Origin of the sequence: Rhizobium sp. 10PS4 (assembly GCF_032464805.1) — a bacterium.
Classification (GTDB): domain Bacteria; phylum Pseudomonadota; class Alphaproteobacteria; order Rhizobiales; family Rhizobiaceae; genus Rhizobium; species Rhizobium laguerreae.
In genome coordinates this window covers 607,324-625,042 of record NZ_JAWDIW010000001.1, presented here as the reverse complement: position 1 = coordinate 625,042, position 17,719 = coordinate 607,324, and the positions used below count along the sequence as shown (strand labels likewise).

Here is a 17,719-nt window from a genome sequence, read left to right as displayed (position 1 = left end):
CGACAAGAAAGCTCAGGCCTGAGCTTCAAAGTCAACCAAAGAATCGAGGATAGTTCGCCGCAGATCACCAACCGTTTCCAATATCTATTTGAAAAATATAAATAATTTGAGAGAAATTAAAAATTAAATGCGGAATTATATTTTTTGCCGCGCGTAACTTTTATGGTTGAAGTTGCAGCCGTTGAGAGATCGCTCAGTGCGATTCAATAACACGTGACCCGTGAGGCTCTGTTGGGGCGGTCGACCGGAGCCAGCACCCATCGCCGCCCGCGCTCATTCTTGACATCCGGAAACCGGGAGCGGCGCGGGCGCATTCTCCGCCGCCATCCATGCCATGCACGTCTGGTGATCTGGCAGGCCTCTGCGCCCTCCCCGTGCGGTCACCGAGATGGCGGCCGCCGCCGTGGCATAGGCAGCGCAATCAAGCGGGCTCTTACCCCTAGCGACGGCGAGAGCGTAGGCACCGTGAAAACAATCACCGGCGCCGGTCGTGTCGACCGCCTGAACCTGATAGGCCGGCACATGCCATCGGATGGCATCACCTTTCTGGCGGAGATAAGCCCCTCGTTCGCCATCGGTGAGGACAACCGCGGACCGATCCGCGGACCAGAGCTTGTCCAGGATCATCGCGGGATCACCCTCGCCGGTGTACTCCTGCGCAAAGGCGAGCGGCAGCACCAGATGGTCAGCGAAAGCCAGGATCCGGTCGGTCGCGGCACCGATCGTCCATTCGATATCGGCAATCACGGCCAGGCCCAAGGCGCGTGCGCGCGCCACGACACTTTCCGAGTGCGTGGCATAACCGTCGATCAGCAGGACCGGGGCCTGCATCAGAACATCGTCCGGCAGCGCATCCGACGTGCCGTGCAGCACTTCATCGTCATAAGCGATGAACCGGTCGCCGTCGGGACCGACCGTGATCACCGAGCGGATCGGCGCGGCATCCGCGTGGCGGGGAGCCAGCGATATGTCGACGCCGTCCCGTTCGAGCTCGCTGCCCGCCACGTCGGCCGTTGTCTCATCGCCGAGCCAGCCGATGAAGCCGGCACGCCCGCCGAGCCGGGCGACGGCAACAAGGGCCGTCGCCACGTTGCCGCCATGGTCCGTGGCACGTTTCGTCACCTTCCCTTTGCCGGCCGTCAGCCCCCGATCGACATAAATGATGTCATCGATTGCCAGGGCGCCGAAGCCCAGAACCTGGAAAGGGCGCGACACGTCTCAGGCACCGGCCGCCGCCAGCGCATCCTCCGGCGTCATCCCCTTATGAATGACGAATTTGAAGGCGCGTGCGGCCATGGTCGTATCGCCGTGACCCCAGAGGTTGCGACCGACGACCGCGCCTTTGGCCCCAGCGCGCAGTGCCTCCGAGGTCTGGACGAGCGCCCCAAGCAGCGTATCGGTCTTCGGGCCGCCAGCGATCACGACCGGAATCGGGCAAGTCGCAACGGTCTCGCGGAAGGACTCGAAATCGCCGGTGTAGCCGACCTTGATCACGTCGACGCCGGCCTCGAAGCCGATGCGCACGGCGTAAGCGATTTCATCCGGGGTGAACACGATCTTGCCGCCGTCGGAGAAATCGCGGGGATAAACGTGGGCAACGACCGGCATCTCGAAGCGGGCAGCGGCGTTGACCGTATCGGTGAGCCAGCGGATATACTCTCCTTCGGTGGCGCCGCGCACGGGAATGGCGACAGCCAGAGCGTCCGCACCATAACGCACCGCGTCCTCCGGGGTCGCAATGAGCTGGCGAATACGGTCGTCGGCGGTGAAGCAACCGCCCTGAATGACCAGCGCTGCCTTTCCGGCATATTCCGACCAGAGGTGGCGCGCCGCGCCAGGCTGGATGCTGATATAGTCGGGGCCTCCCGCCATGACGCGTCTCAGCGCACCCGGCAGGTCGGCAAGCCCTCCCTCACGCACATTGCCATAACCGACAAAATGATCGACGGCGCCTCCGAACAGATGACCCGATGGGTTCGAGAACAGGCGTGCGAGGCGGATTTTGGTTCCGAGACCCATGGTGATGCTTCCTTTGTGATGGAGCCTTTGCGATTGCTGGCGCCGATGCTGGCGAAACCCTAACTCGAAAACAAACAAACATTCAATATTTCGATTTCTTTCGTTTTTACATGAATGCTGAATTTTAGACGTGCATTTCTGCCATCGAACGGCTATTTCTGCAGAAATAGACGTGGGATGAGATGACGCACTTTCGTTTTTCAAAAGTCGCATTGTTGCAAATAACAGCGGTCGGGATCACACATGCTTGCAGAACAGAGGCGGCAGCAGATCATGCTGGAACTTCAACGGGTCGGTCAGGCACGCACCCGTCAGCTGGCGGAATTCTTCGAAGTCTCGGAAGTGACGATCCGCTCCGACCTCGAAATCATGGACGCCAAGAAACAGCTGATCAAAACCCATGGCGGGGCAATCGCCCTGCCGTCCGACTCGCCGGCAGCGGCCTTCGAGGAACGCATGCAGCGCAATTTCGATGCGAAGCGACGCATCGCCCAGATGGCTGCGCGACAGATCATCGATAACCAGTCGATCGTCTTCGACAGCGGTTCGACGCTGCTACAAGTGGCCATGCAGATGCCAGCGGTCAACAACGTCGTGGTTGCGACAACGGCGATGAACATCGCCCAGCATCTGATGTACCGGCCAGGGCTGGACGTACACATGATCGGCGGCCGCGTATTTCCCAGCACCGTGAGCACGATCGTACAAGATTCCGACAGGGCGGTCGGCGGCCTCGTCGCCCACCAGGCCTTTGTCGGCGCCCACGCGATCGATCAGGCGTTTGACGTCGTCGATGTTTCTGAGGACGTGGCGCGGACCAAGCGCAACCTGGTTCGCATGGCCCGGCGTGTCGTCCTCGTGGCGGATTCGAGCAAATTTGACATCGGCGCTTCCTCCAAAGCCTTCTCGCTGTCGCGCGTCGACCTTATCATCACCGACAGCAACATGCCGCACAGCATTCGCCACAGGCTCGACAAGCTGGGCGTGGAGGTTCGCTACGCGTGACCTGCAGTGCACCTCTCCCATTTACAAGAGAGACAGGAGAGGCTTTGGTGTCGACGGATAACTTTGGCCGACGCCACGGAATACGAGATGGGCTAAAACCCGAGACGTCGAAGCGTCTCGCGGTTCGCGCGAACGGCGGCTGCAGGATCGGTTGCGGCATGGTCCGACTCTTCTTCCACCACGATCCAGCCGATAAAGTTCGGCGCATCCCGAACGGCCGAAATCACGGCAGGCACGTCGCAGACGCCTTCGCCCAACATCGCCCAGATCCCGCCGGCGTCGACATCCTTCAGATGCACGTAGCGGGTCCGGTCCCGGTGGGCCGCCAGCGTATCGCCGATCTGCTGGCCGCCACGCAGGATATGGCCGGTATCCGGCACCCAACCCACTTGTGGATCCAACAGAGCAAACAGCTGATCATAGTCCTTCCGCGTAAAAAGCAGCGTGTTGTGGTGCGAGGAAGGATGGACAGCTACAGTGACGCCAGCCGACTGTCCGATCTCGGTCGCACGATTGTAGCACTCGGCCGCAATGGCGAATTTCTCATAGCGTGGACCATCCGAGACAACCGTCGCCGATCCCATCGATACCAACGCACCGGGAAAACTCGCCGCGAAATCGATCCATCGCCGCGCCGCGTCGAGATCGGAGGCGATCTTTTCCGCCACCGTGAAGCCACTGGCGGAGCCGAAGGCAAAGGAAACCAGCGCCAAGCCGGCATCCGTCAGGGCGCGGGCAAAGTCGGCAGGCTTGAGCGCGTAGTGACCGATCATCGTGTCGGTGATTTCGATACCGGCATATCCGCCATCGGCAATGGCGCGCACCAGATCGTCCGGCCCGCCGCCCCAATCTGTCCCCAGCATCTCCCAGGTGAATGTCTGGCAGCCGATCTGCAGCTCAGCATTATTCATATCTTGGTCCTGACCCATCCGTTGACGACAGCCGATACCGAAGCCGGCAGCGCGCACGCAATCCTCGGAAGCTTCGCCGGCCTTGCCGAAAGCCCCTTCCGCGGGAGAGGCGGCCGAAACTGGGACGGCAGGCTCCTCATCGGAGATTGCGACGCCTCCCAGCGTCTTGTCATTACGTACGGTCAAATGTTATCGTGCGTCAATATAATTTATTGCTTGCGCCTAAAACACTGACATCCTCCACTCTCCGCGCCGCAACGGCAAAATCAGGTTCTTAGATGGCACAGACCAATGGTATGAAACTCAGGATCGGCGTTGTGGGATGCGGCAATATTTCGCTCGCCTACATGCGCAACGCGCCGCTGTTTTGCGGCGTCGAAATCATCGCCTGTGCAGATCTCAACGCAGAGGCCGTCAAGCGCCGCGCGGCGGAGTTCAATCTGCGCGCGACTGACGTCGATAGCCTCATTGACGACAACAGCATCGACCTCGTCCTCAATCTGACGATCCCGGCTGCGCATTTTGACGTTTCGATGCGGGCTCTGTCGGCGGGCAAGCATGTCTTCACGGAGAAGCCGCTCGGCATCACGGCCGCCGAAGGACGCAGCTTGGTGGATGCGGCCGCGGCGAAGGGCCTCATGCTTGGCTCGGCGCCAGACACGTTCCTCGGCGCGGCCGGACGCCATGCCCGGCGGCAGATGGAAGCCGGCGCCATCGGCAAGCCGGTGACCGGGACAGCCTTCATGATGGGGCGCGGCATGGAGCACTGGCATCCGGATCCCAGCTTTTATTACCAGGCCGGCGCAGGCCCGCTGATGGATATGGGCCCCTACTATCTTACGACGATGGTCAATCTGATGGGGCCAATCCGCCGTGTGCAGGCCGTCGCCACAAGCGGGCAGGAAGAGCGGCTCATCACGGCGGAGGGACCGAAGCAGGGCACAACGTTCACGGTCGGCACGCCGACCAGCGTGCTGTCGCTACTGGAATTCGAGTGCGGTGCTACCGTCACCTTCGGCACCTCGTGGGACGTATTCCGCCATTCCAACCATCCCATCGAACTCCACGGAACCGAAGGCTCGCTGCGCCTGCCCGACCCCGACAATTTCGGCGGCTCCGTCGCGCTCTCCAGCCGCGGCGCGCCCTGGCAGGAAACGGATACATCAGGCGAACTCTTCGGTGCCGTCAACTGGCCGATCGCAGCGCCGGATCGCGCCAACTATCGCATGCTTGGCCTCGCCGATCTCGCACGCGCAATCGTCGAAGGCCGTAAGCCGCGCGCTTCGGGCGATCTGGCGCTGCACGTGCTCGAAGTCATGGAAGCGATCCTGCGTGCCGGCGAAACCGGTATCGCGCAGACCATTTCGGGTACTGTCGCGCAGCCGAGAGAATTGCGGGAAGACGAAGCGAGGAGTTTGCTCAAATGACACAATTGGACGAATCCGCCAAACGCGCGCTTGCATGGCCTGGCGATCCGCAGACCCCGGTCGAAAACTGCACGCCGGCGCTGGCGCGGCAGCAATATCTGGATAGTTTCGCAGACATTCAACGGCCGCTCGAACACGTGGTCGAGACCCTGGAAAGGCATGCAGGCGCAATCAGGTTGAAGATATGGCGCGGCCGCGCTGCGCCGCGCCAGGGCGCGCCGGCCTTGCTTTATCTCCATGGCGGCGGTTTTGTGATCGGCGCGCCGGAAACTCATGAGGATATCTGCCGGACGCTCGCCAATATGGCAGGCGCCGTCGTGGTTTCGCCCGACTATCGCCTCGCCCCGGAGCATCCCTTTCCTGCTGCCATCGACGACTGCGCCGCCGCACTCGTCTGGATGACGGAGCAGGCCGATGCGCTCGGCATCGATCCCTTGCGGGTTGTCGTCGCCGGCGATAGCGCGGGCGGCAATCTGGCCGCCGTCGTCGCCCTGCTGGCGCGGGACAGACAGGTGCCGCCTGTCATTGGACAGGTGCTGATCTATCCGGTGACCGACCAGTTGCAGACGACCGACAGCTACTCACGTTACGAAGAGGGTTTCGGCCTGACGGCAGCCGCGATGAAATGGTTCCGAGACCACTACCTGCCGGACGCCGCAAGCCGGTCGGACTGGCGAGCCTCGCCGTTGAGCGTAGCGTCGCTGGCGGGCGTGGCGCCGGCCCTTCTGATCCTTGCCGGACATGACGTGCTGTTCGACGAAGGGGCCGCTTATGCCGAGCGGCTCAGCACCGAGGCGAAGGCAACGACCCGGACCTGGCCCGGACAGATCCATGGCTTCGTCTCGAAGAGGCGGGCCATTCCGGAGGGGCAAGAGGCTCTGGAAGCCATCGCAACGGGATGGCGCGCCATGGACCCAGCGCTTGCCCGTTGACGCGAAAACACGGCATCAAGCCGACTCGCGCATAACCAGCGTTGCCTCGAGGATTACCTTGTTCGTCACAGGGGTCGTTCCATCATCCTCACTTTCGATATGCGCCAGCAAAAGCTCCACGGATTTCGCGGCGATCTCGGGCGCGTTCTGGGCCATCGTCGTCAGCGACGGACAGGTATATCGGCTTAGCGGGTGGTCGTCGTGCCCGGCGATGCGCACGTCGCAAGCGTCGTTCCGGCCGATTTTCAGTCCCGACGCGAATGCGGCTGCCATCGCGCCGAAAGCAAAGCGGTCGTTGGCGCATAGCAGCGTTTTGCCCGGAAGACCGCCATTGGCAAGAATTCTCTGCATCTGCTCGTATCCGAGACGCTCGAATTCCCAGGAAGGCGGCACGTCGCAATCGATGACGAGCGGGGAATGCCCTTCCCTCGCCATGGTCGCGCGGTAGCCCGCCTGCCGCTCGCCGGCATTTTCGGTCATATGCGGAATTTCCAGGAAGATCGGCGGCTCACCGGACCGGCAGAGATATTGCACAATCGCTGCCATGCTTTGCGCGTTGTCGTTGCCGACATAAGGAAGGTCGGCGTCGGCAGGATTGTCGAAGCAGACGACGGGGATGGCATCCCTCAGCCTTTCCAGCGCGGAACGGCGAGAACCGGCTCCGAGCGGCGCCACGATCGCACCCGCCACCTTCAGCGAGAGCAAAGTCCGAACGGCCTCCGCCTCCAGCTCCGGCCGCGTGTGCGACGAAATCTGGACAGGCCAGAATCCCTTTTCCCGCAACTCCAGCTCGATCAGCGACACGACCTGCACATAAAAGGGATCCGACATGGTCGGGACCAGAATGCCGATATTCCTGGTCCGCTTGCGATTGAGATGCCGCGCGAAAAGGTTCGGCTCGAAATGCGACTTCTTGAGAGCCGCCTCGATACGCTTGCGGGTCACCTCCTTGATCTGCGAGGGATCATCGAAATATTTCGACAAGGTCGGACGCGATACGCCGGAGGCGCTCGCGAAATCGTCCATCGATTTATAACTTTTCTTGGCCATTCAATTCCTTGTTGGCGATGCCACGACGCTCCGGATCGAAATGATTTCGCGTCAACGGCAATTCCGCTGACGCGCCAAACCACGCATAGGGCAATTTGTACAGGGTGATCTTCGCTTTCCGGATCGTCGAAAATCAACGCATAGACCGGCGTGATCCGTCATTTTTTGCGCAGGTTCCGCCCTCCCTTTCGAAAATCGAAATATTCCCTTCATTTGCGACTTGTGCGGTCTGCGCCGCGGGGTTGCAAAAGGCGTTTGTTTCAGCACCCAAAATTCGAAAATTTGCAGTGAAGAAGCCGGGTGCCACGCTTTTCACTTTGTTGGGTAAACTTTCATTTGTTTACGAAAGTAAAGAAAAAATGCGTCACAAGCAATACAAATGCTGCAGAAAAACACTGATGATGTCAATCAATTTTATGATTTCTTATCAATGATTTAACGTAACGCGCACTGTCAATGCCGGCCTCCCATCTTTTCCTGATCGCAGTTCTTCATTGACAGATGGAGGCTTCAGGGAACCTACTTTGCCTACGGTCTTGAGGAGGATCGATTAACTGACAAATCTTTGGGAGGCACAGATGAATATCAGAAAATTCGGCGTGACGATGCGGGCTGCCGTGGCGGTATGGGCGCTCTGCGCCACATCGGCGTTTGCCGACACCACCATCGAGTTCATTCAATGGTGGGAACCCGAAATGCCGTCGGGCGCTCTGCGCGGCATCATGAACGATTTCGAAGCCAAAAACCCCGGCATCAAGGTGACGCTGGTCAGCGGTCCCTATGCCACAACGCGTGACCAGATCGTCGTCGGCGCAGCCTCCGGAACGCTGAGCGACGTGGTGGGCCTGGATGGTGCCTGGGTAAACGGGCTCTCCAAGCAGGGCGCGATCGCCTCCATGGACGAGCTGATGGAGCAGGCGAAATACGACAAGAGCCAGATCACCGATATCGTTAAGATCGATGGCAAGAGCGTGATGTTCCCGCTGGCATCCTTCGTCTACCCGGTCTTCGTGAACCTGGATATCGCCAAGGCCGCCGGCGTCGACAAGCTGCCGGCCACGCGCACGGAATTTGCCGAAGCCGCGAAGAAAATGACCGACGCCTCGAAGAACCAGTACGGCTGGGTCCTGCCGCTATCGCTGCAGTCTCCGAGCGGAATCCAGAACGACGTCATGTCCTGGGTCTGGGCCTCCGGCGCCTCGATGCTGAAGGACGGCAAGCCTGACCTCGAAAATGAAGCCGTCGTCGGCACTCTCGACTATATCGCTTCGCTCAACAAGGAAGGCGTTATTTCTCCTGGCATTTTTGCCAAGAAGGAACAGGACAAGGTCGAGGAATTCGTCAACGGCCGCGTCGGCATGATGGTCGACTCCCTCGCCCATGTGAACCTCATCCGCGAGCGCAATCCGAAGCTCAATTTCGGCATCTCCGCCTTGCCGGCCATTGACGGCTACACCGGCAAGCGCGGCATGCCCTACGCATCCTGGGGTATCGGCATAAGCGAGGGCAGCCAGCACAAGGAAGAAGCCTGGAAGCTCGTCGAATATCTGATGAGCCCTGACGTCAACGGCCGTCTCGTCTCGATTGCCAACGCCTTCCCCGGCAACGTCCATGCAAAGCCGGACTTCGTGGCCTCGGACCCGATCTTCTCGGAAGCCTTCAAAATCTTCCAGAGCGGTTATCCTGCGAACGAATTCGTCGGCCTTCCGGTTGCCGAAGAGCTGATGCGCGACATGAACGTCGAAGTTCAGAAGATGTTCGACGGCGGGCAGTCAGCCAAGGAGGCAGCTGCCAATACCGAGAAGGCTTGGCTGGCGAAGTTCTAAGCACGTCGCTTTCACGGATCACCGGCAGCGCAACCAGGCGCTGCCGGTGCAAGTCGTCAAATTTCGGCAGAATAGAAAGTCACAGCTCATGAACCATTCGGCTACGGCTCTGGTCGCTGCGCAAGCCAAAGCGCGAAGAAAAGGATGGCTTCGTTACAGCACCCTGAGGAAGCTGGTGCCGTATTTCTACGTTTCGCCGGCGACCCTGCTGCTTGTCCTGCTGATGCTGTTTCCTATGGTGATGGTCCTCAAGTATTCACTGATGGACGGCGCCATCATGAAAAAGGACGCTGCCTTCGCGGGCCTCCAGAATTATATGACCATCTTTGAGAATCCGGTCTTCTGGCAGTCGGTCGTGCAGACGCTTTATTTCACGATCATGAGCGTCATCTTCCACTTCATCATCGGCCTGGCCTTCGCGCTGCTGTTGAACACCAACCGCGTCGATCCGCTCATTCGCAGCATCCTGCGCGTGCTCTTCATCCTGCCCTGGCTGTTCACGGCCGTCATCATCGCCATCATCTGGCGCCTGCTGCTCGACCCGAACGGCGTCGTCAACAGCGTGCTGATGGCGCTCCATATCATCAACTTCAAGGTCGAGTGGTTCTCCTCGACGCGCACCGCCATCCACGCTTTGACCTTCGCAAACATCTGGGCAGGCTATCCGCTCTACATGGTCAGCCTGCTCGCCGGCCTCCAGGGTATTTCGAAGGAGCTTTACGAGGCAGCCGGCATCGATGGTGCGAACGAACTCCAAAAGTTCTGGTACATCACCATTCCGCAGCTGATGCCGATCATCATCAGCATCGCGCTCCTGGATTTCATCTGGACGATGCAGGTTTTTCCACTCGTATGGATGACGACGGGCGGCGGCCCGATCTATTCGACGGAAGTGCTCTCCACCTTCACCTACAAGCTCGCCTTTTCCCAGTACGAATTCTCGCTGGCTTCGGCGAGCGCAATGATCATCCTCATCATCTCGATGAGCGTCACCTACTTCTACATTAAACACCAGCAGCGCAGGTGATCCATGGCAAAGCGTTCCTTCAAGAGCTCGGTATTGCCGACCATCCTGACCTATCTCGGCCTGGCGATCGGCCTCGTCTTTTCGGCCTTTCCGATCGTGTGGATGTTTTTCAGTTCGCTGAAATCGAATACGGAAATCTTCGCCCTTCCGCCGCGGCTGTTGCCCGATGATTTTACGGTGGCCGCCTATCTGACGATCTTCAACGATCCAGTGAAAGTGCGGTTCTTCATCAACAGTTACTTCGTCGCCGGCGTCGTCACCGCCCTGACCCTGGTTGTCGCGATCGTAACCGCCTACGGCTTCAGCCGCTATCAGTTCCGGTTCAAGAACACCTTGAACATCTTCATCATCAGCACCCAGACCGTTCCGCCGATCACCCTTCTCATCCCCTATTTCGGAATGGTGGTCGCCTTCAGGATCTTCGATACCTATCTGGCGCTGATCCTCACCTACATGGTCTTCACTCTGCCTTACGCCGTCTTGCTGATGACAGGCTATCTCAACACCCTGCCGAAAGAGCTGGACGAGGCCGTCCTTGTCGACGGCGGCTCAAGCTGGACGGCGCTTTGGCGCGTCATCGTTCCCGTTTCCATCCCCGGGATCGTCGCCACCGCGGTCTACACCTTCCTGCTGGCCTGGAACGAATTCCTCTTTGCGCTGACGCTGACGAAATCGATGGACCTTCGGACGGTTCCGATCGGCATCCAGCTTCTGATGGGCCAGCACGCCTTCGAATGGAACGAGATGATGGCGATGAGCGTGCTTGGTTCGCTTCCCCTTCTGGTCCTTTACCTGGTTGCCCAACGCTACTTCCTGGCAGGCATGACCGCCGGCTCGGTCAAAAGCTGACGAGACGTCTCAGAACCTGCGCCAGCCGCGTCCAAGATCGTTTGGGCAATGTCGGCAAAGCCAAGGCCGGCGGGCTGCGAGGAGACCCATTTCGGCGCGTATTGCAATTGTGAAAGAACCGGGATGATATTGTTGACCCCGAAGGAGTTGCGAATAAAGCCGAACATCGGCGCATCGTTTCGAGAGTCGCCGACGAAGGCGGTCACAGCGGCCGTTTCATCGGGATCGACACCAAACATCTCGGTTAAAACACGCTCGCTCATCGAACGCTTGTTGTATTCGCCGAGCCACGTGTTGATGTGGATGGAGCTGATCGCGACCGTTCCGTCCATGGCTCTTATGCTGGATGCCAGATCGTCGACGTCCTGGGGATCATGCCCTTGAATGTCGATTGCGACATCCGCCAGCCGGAAGACCTGGTCGTGGGCAATTCTGAACGCCCTGCTCTTTTGCGATATCACTCCCTTGATCGCCTGCAGGTGCCGGCGTTGGCGCTCAGCCTGCAGGGTGGCGTCCTCCCAATAGTCGAAGACGACTTCGCCGCCCCGACGGGTGACGCAATATGCGCCACTTTCGCCGATGACCGCGGCCACCGGCCAGGCACGAACGATATGTTCGCACCAACCGGCGGAGCCGCCCGTGACCGGCACGACGGCAATGCCCGCCCGGCTGAGATCCCAGAGAGCTTCGTAGGTTCGCGGCAGTAACTTGCCTTCGGTAGTCAGCGTATCGTCGATGTCGGTGAACAGATAGCGCACATCCCGCAATTCACGAGCTGATGGCGCCAGGTCTACATAGCTCATGTCATATCCTCGCTGCATGTGACCACGTCCAAGCTGCTCTCGGCCAGAGCATTGGTGGCGGCCGCGTCGCCAGGTAGCCGATCGGTGTAGAAACGGGTGAGTTTGCTGAATGGCGCAACACGCACGGCCGCGTTGCGCGTCCACTTGCTGACGTCCGCGGCCAGGATCTGCGTTTGTGAATTCTCCAGCAGGGCATTGGTGATTTGGGCTTCGCTGTAGCTGAAGTCCATCAGTCCGTTAAGCGGGCTCAAAGCGCCTGCGCCGACAATTGCGTAAGTCGCATAGAATTTTTCGACGAACCTGATCACATCCGTGCCGACCACGTCGCGGTCATCGTGACGCAAAAGACCGCCCGTCAAATGGACCTCGACGCTCGGCGCGTCGCAAAGGCTCAAGGCGACGTGGATGTTGTTGGTGATCACCGTCAGCCCCTGGTGATCACGCAGCGCCTCGGCAACGAAGCGAACCGTGCTGCCGATCCCGAGAAACACTGTCGCGTCTGTCCCGATGTCGGCGGCGACGCGCTTGGCGATTAGCCGCTTGGCGCGCCGATTGAGCTGGGCGCGCGCATTGAGCGAGATGTTGCTGCCTTCGACCGGCAGATCAACGCCGCCGTGGAAGCGGCGTGCGTGCCCGAGATCGCATAATGCATTGATATCGCGACGGATCGTCTGCGTCGTCAGATCGTACCGGCGTGCCAGCTCCTCGATGTACTGAACACCTTCGGTCTCGATCAGCGCGAGGATCTCACGTTGCCGGCTCGATATGATCCGCTGCCCCATCGCCGCTCCTTAGGTGAGGTAGACACTGGGGTCGTCTGTTATCACGCCGGTCAAACCCACATCCCAGAACGATGCGAGCCGTCTGGGATCATTGCAGGTCCACGCCCGCACCGAGATGCCGCGACGCACGGCCTCTTCGATAAACCCGATACTCAGAGCCTTGTAGTCAAGATGGATGGTCTTTGCGGGAATCGACCGAAGGATATCGGTCCAATCCGCAGGCAACTTGCTCCACAGCATGGCGAGTTCGTAGCTTGGATCAAGCTCGTGCATTCCCTTCAGCGCAGCGGCATCAAAGCTCGAGATCATGATCTTGGTTTGCGCCGCCCGCGCCTTCAGATGTTGATCAACGACTTTGACCAGCTGGTCGAGTGACTTGTGATGGGCATGCTGTTTGATCTCGACATTGGCGTTGAGGCCGAGTTCGCCCAGCGCGGAAACAACGCGAGCCAGCGTCGGCAGTGGTTCGCCTTTGAATTTCGGGCTGAACCACGAGCCGGCGTCGATGGCGTCGAGATCCGACGCGGTGAGGTCGGCAAGATTTCCCTTCGACGACGAACAGCGATCGATGGAGACGTCGTGGATGACAACCGGGGTACCATCGGCAAGAAGTGCAACATCGAGTTCGACCCATTCCGCGCCTTGTTCTGCAGCCGCCCGGAAAGCGGCAATGGTATTCTCGGGCGCAATGGCAGAGGCGCCTCGATGCGCCTGAACCTCGCTGCGTCTCGGGCCGGTTCGCGGCTCTACAGTCGTCATCGTCTCATCTCTTTCGTCGTCATCTGGGGTGGGATGAAGAATTAAAAACCGGAGTCAATCTGTGCGTTTTCCGGTATCGCTGTTGAAAGGGTGCATCGCCCCGACACGTGCAAAGACGTCGATATTTGTATTCTCGGCAAAATCCGGACGACCCGGCACGGTCAGGACGACCGTCTGCTGGCTTCCGCGCAATCGCACATGCAGATGGCTTTCTCCCCCGATTGGCTCGAGCAATTCGACCGTCGCATTGAGACGAACGGAAGGCTCTGCCGGCTTGGTGACGAGCAACGCGTCCGGACGAAGGCCGACCATGTCGGTGCCGGCGGGCAATGCCAGGGCACTTGCGCTGTCGGCTGCCCTGAGGACGTCGATCGGCACGAGATTCATAGGCGGCGAGCCGATGAAACTGGCAACAAACAGGCTCGCCGGGCGATCGTAGACCGCCACGGGCGTGCCGACCTGTTCGACAAGTCCTCCGTTCATCACGACCAGCCGGTCTGCCAGCGTCATCGCTTCAAGCTGGTCATGGGTGACGTAAATGCTGGTGGTCTTCAGGCGCCGTTGCAGCCGGCGTATTTCAACGCGCATCTGCACCCGCAATTTGGCATCGAGATTGGACAAAGGCTCATCGAAAAGGAAGGCGGCCGGCTCACGAACGATGGCGCGCCCCATCGCAACACGCTGGCGCTGCCCGCCGGAGAGTTCGCGAGGTTTACGATCCAACATCGGCCCGATTTCGAGGATCTCGGCCGCCTCCGCCACGCGGCGGTTGATTTCCGCCCGTTCGGTGCCGCGATTTTTCAAACCATATTCGAGATTTCCGCGTACGGTCATATGCGGATAAAGCGCGTAATTTTGAAAGACCATGGCGATATCGCGGTCGGCCGGTTCTGCCTTGTTGACATTGCGGCCGGCAATCTCGACATGACCCTCGCTGATGGTTTCCAACCCGGCAATCATGCGAAGCAGGGTTGATTTGCCACAGCCGGAGGGGCCGACGAGGACGATGAGTTCGCCGTCTGCAACAGACAGGTTGATACCCTTGACCGCCGGAACGGCACCATAATTCTTCTTGACGTCAATGATGTTGATCGTTGCCATTTCACTTCTCCGTTTCGACCAGGCCTTTGACGAAAAGGCGTTGCATGGCGACGATGACGAGGACGGGTGGTAGGGCAGCCAGAATGACGGCTGCCATCACAAGGTTCCAGCGCGGCTCGGCATCGGCAACCGCTGCCATGCGCTGGATTCCCATCACAACGGTATAGAAGCTCTGGTCGGTCGTTATGATGAGCGGCCACAGATACTGGTTCCAGCCGAGCACAAACAGGATGATGAACAACGCGGCGATGTTGGTGATCGACAGCGGCAGCAGGATATCGCGGAAGAACTTCATCGGCCCTGCCCCATCGACACGGGCAGCCTCCATGAGTTCGTCGGGGACAGTCAGAAAGAACTGGCGAAACAGGAAGGTTGCCGTTGCCGATGCGATTAGCGGAATGATGAGGCCGCCATAATTGTTCAGCATTCCAAGGTCGGCGACGACTTTATAGGTCGGCACGATGCGCACCTCCACCGGCAGCATCAGCGTGATGAAGATCATCCAGAACGCCAGGGTCCGGAACGGAAACCGGAAATAGACGATGGCAAAGGCCGAAAGGATCGAAATAGCGATCTTTCCGACGGCGACGCCAACAGCCATGATCAGCGAGTTGATCAGCATCGGCCCGATCGGCGGCGCCCCGGAGCTTGTCATTCCCGACGACAGCATCGTCGAATAGTTCTCGATGATATGGCTTCCCGGTGTCAGCGGCACGACGCCAGACAGGAAGTCATTTGGGCCGTGGCTCGATGCGATGAAAGCCACATAGACCGGAAATACGACGATCGTGACGCCAATGATGAGGACAAGGTGCGCCAGGAAATTCAGGAAAGGGCGATTTTCAACCATCCTCGGGCTTCCTCAATATTGCACGCGGCGTTCGATGAAACGGAATTGCACCGCGGTCAGAGCGATGACGATCACCATGAGAATGACCGACTGCGCCGCCGACGAGCCCAAATTCAGTCCGATGAAGCCATCGAAATAAACCTTGTAGACAAGGATCTCGGTTGCCCGCGCCGGTCCGCCCTGGGTGGTCGCATGAATGATGCCGAACGTATCGAACATCGCGTAAACGATGTTGATGACAATCAGATAGAAGGTCGTCGGCGAGATCAGCGGGAACACGATCGTCCAAAAACGCTTCACTGGACCGGCTCCGTCGATGGCCCCGGCTTCCTGAAGCGAGCGCGGGACGGATTGCAGCGCAGCCAAGAAGAACAAGAAGTTATATGATATCTGCTTCCACGTCGCCGCGATCACGATCAGGACCATGGCGTGGTCGGGATTGATTAGGTGGTTCCAGTTGATCCCCATCGTACGCAACATATAGGCGACGATACCGATCGACGGATTGAACATGAACCACCAAAGAATGCCAGCGATCGCGGGAGCGACGGCATAGGGCCAGATGAGCAAGGTCGAATAAATTCGAGAGTTGCGCAACACGCGCATCGCCGCTGCAGCCAGGAGCAACGCGATCGCCGTCGACAGGACCGTCACGAGAATAGCGAAGACGAGCGTGTGGCCGAAGGCATTGATGTAGATCGGATCGGCAAAGAGCCGGCGATAGTTTTCGAACCAGACGAAATTCGTTTTGAAGCCGAAGGCATCCTGGCGCAGGAAAGATTGCCAGAATGCAGTCGCCGCGGGCCAGAGGAAAAATACCACGGTCACGAAAATTTGGGGTGCGATGAGCAGGTAAGGCAAAAGCTTGTTGGGAAATACGGTCCGTTTGGTTTGCATGGAGCCTCACACTGACGGATGGGAAACGGGGGCCGGCTCTCACCAGCCCCCGTCGCGGAGCCCATTAGTTGGCGGACTGAAAGTCGCGAAGCTGTTCGTTGCCTCGTGCGACCACGGAATCAACCGCTTCCTTCGCCGTCTTCTTACCGCCCAGCAAGGCTGCAAACTCATCGTCGATGATACCACGCACCTGAACGTAGTTGCCGAACCGGATACCCTTCGAATTGTCGGTGGGTGTCACCCGCGTCAGTTGCTTGATGCCGATATCTGCTCCCGGATTCTTCTCGTAATAGCCCTGGTCCTGGCCCAGCTTGTACGCAGCCTCGGTTATCGGCAGGTAGCCCGAGAACTGATGCCAATCGGCTTGGACTTCCGGCTTCTGCAGGTAGGTGAAGAATTTCGCGACCCCCTTGTACTCCTCTTCCGGGCGGCCTTTCAGCGTCCAGAGCGTGGCGCCGCCGATAATCGAATTGAGCGGCTGCGGAATGACGTCGTCATAGTAGGGAAGCGGCGCAAACCCGACCTTGAAAGCCTTCGCGTTGTTGATGACACCGGCCCGGCCGGCCGAGGAATTCATGTACATCGCACATTCCTGCGAATAGAACATCGGAGGAGCGTTATCGCCGCCGCCAGGTCCGCCGAATTTGAAGAGCCCCTCGTCCTGCCACTTCTTCAGATTGCCCCAATGGCGGATCGTCAGATCGTTGTTGAAGGTGAATTCCGCGTCCAGGCCGCCAAAACCGTTGGCCTTGGTGGAGTATGGCTTGTCGTGCAAGGCATTGAGGTTTTCGGTCTGGATCCAGGAAATCCAGGCGCTGGTAAAGCCGCATTTGGCAGCGCCGGACTTCATGATCGTCCGCGAGAAGGCCTCGACGTCCGCCCATGTTTTCGGCGGTGTTTCCGGATCGAGCCCCGCTTTTTGGAAGACATCCTTGTTGTAATACATGATCGGCGTCGAGGAATTGAACGGCAAGGACAAGACGTTGCCGCTGGTGTCCGAGTAGTAGCCGACGACCGGGGCAATGAATTTGCTCTGGTCCCAGGCCTCCCCCTCGTCCTTCATCAACTGGTAGACGGGATAGACCGCACCCTGTGCTGCCATCATGGTGCCGGTGCCGACTTCATAGACCTGGACGATTGCCGGCTGCTGGTTGGCACGAAACGCCGCGATCGCGCCGGTCAGCGTCTCGTCATAGGTGCCCTTGTAGACCGGCACGATCTCATAATCGGACTGAGACGCGTTGAACCCCTTGGCGATCTGTTCAAGCTTCGCGCCATTCTCGCCGCCCATTGCGTGCCACCACTGGATCTTCGTGGCGGCCAAGGCCGGGACAGATAACGAAAGGCTGGTCAGTCCTGCGGACAGGAAAAAAGCGATCTTGTTCATCCTCACTCCCACTTGTTGTCGGTTCATAGCCTCCCGCTACGAACGTGAGCCGATCGTAACAGGCGAGTTTCACTTTGCAAATATGAAATGTTCA

At 59.2% G+C, this 17,719-nt stretch carries 17 protein-coding genes; 6 read left to right on the top strand and 11 right to left on the bottom strand.

The window, feature by feature from the left end; translation table 11 throughout:
- Window positions 1–273 precede the first annotated feature (273 nt).
- Together RWJ89_RS02830 and RWJ89_RS02825 are read right to left on the bottom strand one after the other, a co-directional pair.
- Complete coding sequence (locus RWJ89_RS02830; protein ID WP_316030542.1) at window positions 274–1,215, bottom strand: PfkB family carbohydrate kinase; 942 nt, start codon at window positions 1,213–1,215, stop codon at window positions 274–276.
- Between the two features lie 3 nt (window positions 1,216–1,218).
- A complete protein-coding gene (locus RWJ89_RS02825) occupies window positions 1,219–2,019 on the bottom strand; it encodes a class I fructose-bisphosphate aldolase (RefSeq protein WP_003562561.1) in 801 nt (266 codons plus the stop codon).
- 243 nt (window positions 2,020–2,262) lie between these two features.
- Here RWJ89_RS02825 and RWJ89_RS02820 point away from each other — a divergent pair, with 243 nt between their 5' ends.
- Window positions 2,263–3,024 (top strand): DeoR/GlpR family DNA-binding transcription regulator, encoded by a 762-nt coding sequence (locus tag RWJ89_RS02820; RefSeq protein WP_132611972.1) that lies wholly within the window; start codon window positions 2,263–2,265, stop codon window positions 3,022–3,024.
- Between the two features lie 92 nt (window positions 3,025–3,116).
- Here RWJ89_RS02820 and RWJ89_RS02815 read toward each other — a convergent pair whose 3' ends face one another.
- Window positions 3,117–3,935: a sugar phosphate isomerase/epimerase family protein gene (locus RWJ89_RS02815; RefSeq protein ID WP_316030541.1), complete on the bottom strand. Its 819-nt coding sequence runs from the start codon at window positions 3,933–3,935 to the stop codon at window positions 3,117–3,119.
- Between the two features lie 278 nt (window positions 3,936–4,213).
- Here RWJ89_RS02815 and RWJ89_RS02810 point away from each other — a divergent pair, with 278 nt between their 5' ends.
- Both RWJ89_RS02810 and RWJ89_RS02805 read left to right on the top strand, forming a co-directional pair.
- On the top strand, window positions 4,214–5,362 hold the full coding sequence (locus tag RWJ89_RS02810) for a Gfo/Idh/MocA family protein (protein WP_168258573.1): 1,149 nt from the start codon (window positions 4,214–4,216) through the stop codon (window positions 5,360–5,362).
- The gene (locus tag RWJ89_RS02805) at window positions 5,359–6,294 is read left to right on the top strand and encodes an alpha/beta hydrolase (protein WP_077976984.1); all 936 of its coding nucleotides are present in this window, start codon (window positions 5,359–5,361) and stop codon (window positions 6,292–6,294) included. Before RWJ89_RS02810 ends, RWJ89_RS02805 begins: the two co-directional genes overlap by 4 nt.
- Window positions 6,295–6,309: 15 nt before the next feature.
- Here RWJ89_RS02805 and RWJ89_RS02800 read toward each other — a convergent pair whose 3' ends face one another.
- Window positions 6,310–7,344 carry a LacI family DNA-binding transcriptional regulator gene (locus RWJ89_RS02800; protein WP_025397284.1) on the bottom strand — a complete coding sequence of 345 codons (1,035 nt, stop codon included), beginning with the start codon at window positions 7,342–7,344 and terminating at the stop codon, window positions 6,310–6,312.
- Window positions 7,345–7,922: 578 nt separating this feature from the next.
- On the opposite strand from RWJ89_RS02800, the gene RWJ89_RS02795 reads away from it, so the two are divergent.
- From RWJ89_RS02795 to RWJ89_RS02785, 3 genes are all read left to right on the top strand, one after another.
- The gene (locus RWJ89_RS02795) at window positions 7,923–9,170 is read left to right on the top strand and encodes an ABC transporter substrate-binding protein (protein WP_077976983.1); all 1,248 of its coding nucleotides are present in this window, start codon (window positions 7,923–7,925) and stop codon (window positions 9,168–9,170) included.
- Window positions 9,171–9,258: 88 nt separating this feature from the next.
- Window positions 9,259–10,197 (top strand): carbohydrate ABC transporter permease, encoded by a 939-nt coding sequence (locus RWJ89_RS02790; protein ID WP_077976982.1) that lies wholly within the window; start codon window positions 9,259–9,261, stop codon window positions 10,195–10,197.
- Window positions 10,198–10,200: 3 nt separating this feature from the next.
- A complete protein-coding gene (locus RWJ89_RS02785; protein WP_003550150.1) occupies window positions 10,201–11,046 on the top strand; it encodes a carbohydrate ABC transporter permease in 846 nt (281 codons plus the stop codon).
- Here the strand turns inward: RWJ89_RS02785 and RWJ89_RS02780 are convergent.
- The 7 genes from RWJ89_RS02780 to ugpB all read right to left on the bottom strand — a co-directional run bounded on the left by RWJ89_RS02780 (window position 11,004) and on the right by ugpB (window position 17,625).
- Window positions 11,004–11,849, bottom strand: coding sequence for an HAD-IIB family hydrolase (locus tag RWJ89_RS02780; protein WP_077976980.1), 846 nt, complete (start codon window positions 11,847–11,849; stop codon window positions 11,004–11,006). The two genes, RWJ89_RS02785 and RWJ89_RS02780, sit on opposite strands and share 43 nt — an antisense overlap.
- Window positions 11,846–12,631 carry a DeoR/GlpR family DNA-binding transcription regulator gene (locus RWJ89_RS02775; protein WP_077976979.1) on the bottom strand — a complete coding sequence of 262 codons (786 nt, stop codon included), beginning with the start codon at window positions 12,629–12,631 and terminating at the stop codon, window positions 11,846–11,848. Before RWJ89_RS02775 ends, RWJ89_RS02780 begins: the two co-directional genes overlap by 4 nt.
- A gap of 9 nt (window positions 12,632–12,640) precedes the next feature.
- Window positions 12,641–13,390: a glycerophosphoryl diester phosphodiesterase gene (locus RWJ89_RS02770; RefSeq protein ID WP_077976978.1), complete on the bottom strand. Its 750-nt coding sequence runs from the start codon at window positions 13,388–13,390 to the stop codon at window positions 12,641–12,643.
- Between the two features lie 54 nt (window positions 13,391–13,444).
- Window positions 13,445–14,491, bottom strand: coding sequence for a sn-glycerol-3-phosphate import ATP-binding protein UgpC (locus RWJ89_RS02765; protein ID WP_077976977.1), 1,047 nt, complete (start codon window positions 14,489–14,491; stop codon window positions 13,445–13,447).
- Between the two features lies 1 nt (window position 14,492).
- Window positions 14,493–15,341, bottom strand: a complete 849-nt coding sequence (gene ugpE / locus RWJ89_RS02760) for a sn-glycerol-3-phosphate ABC transporter permease UgpE (RefSeq protein WP_025397277.1) — start codon at window positions 15,339–15,341, stop codon at window positions 14,493–14,495.
- Between the two features lie 12 nt (window positions 15,342–15,353).
- Window positions 15,354–16,238 (bottom strand): sn-glycerol-3-phosphate ABC transporter permease UgpA, encoded by an 885-nt coding sequence (ugpA, locus tag RWJ89_RS02755; protein WP_077976976.1) that lies wholly within the window; start codon window positions 16,236–16,238, stop codon window positions 15,354–15,356.
- A gap of 64 nt (window positions 16,239–16,302) precedes the next feature.
- On the bottom strand, window positions 16,303–17,625 hold the full coding sequence (gene ugpB, locus RWJ89_RS02750; protein WP_077976975.1) for a sn-glycerol-3-phosphate ABC transporter substrate-binding protein UgpB: 1,323 nt from the start codon (window positions 17,623–17,625) through the stop codon (window positions 16,303–16,305).
- Window positions 17,626–17,719: the final 94 nt, after the last annotated feature.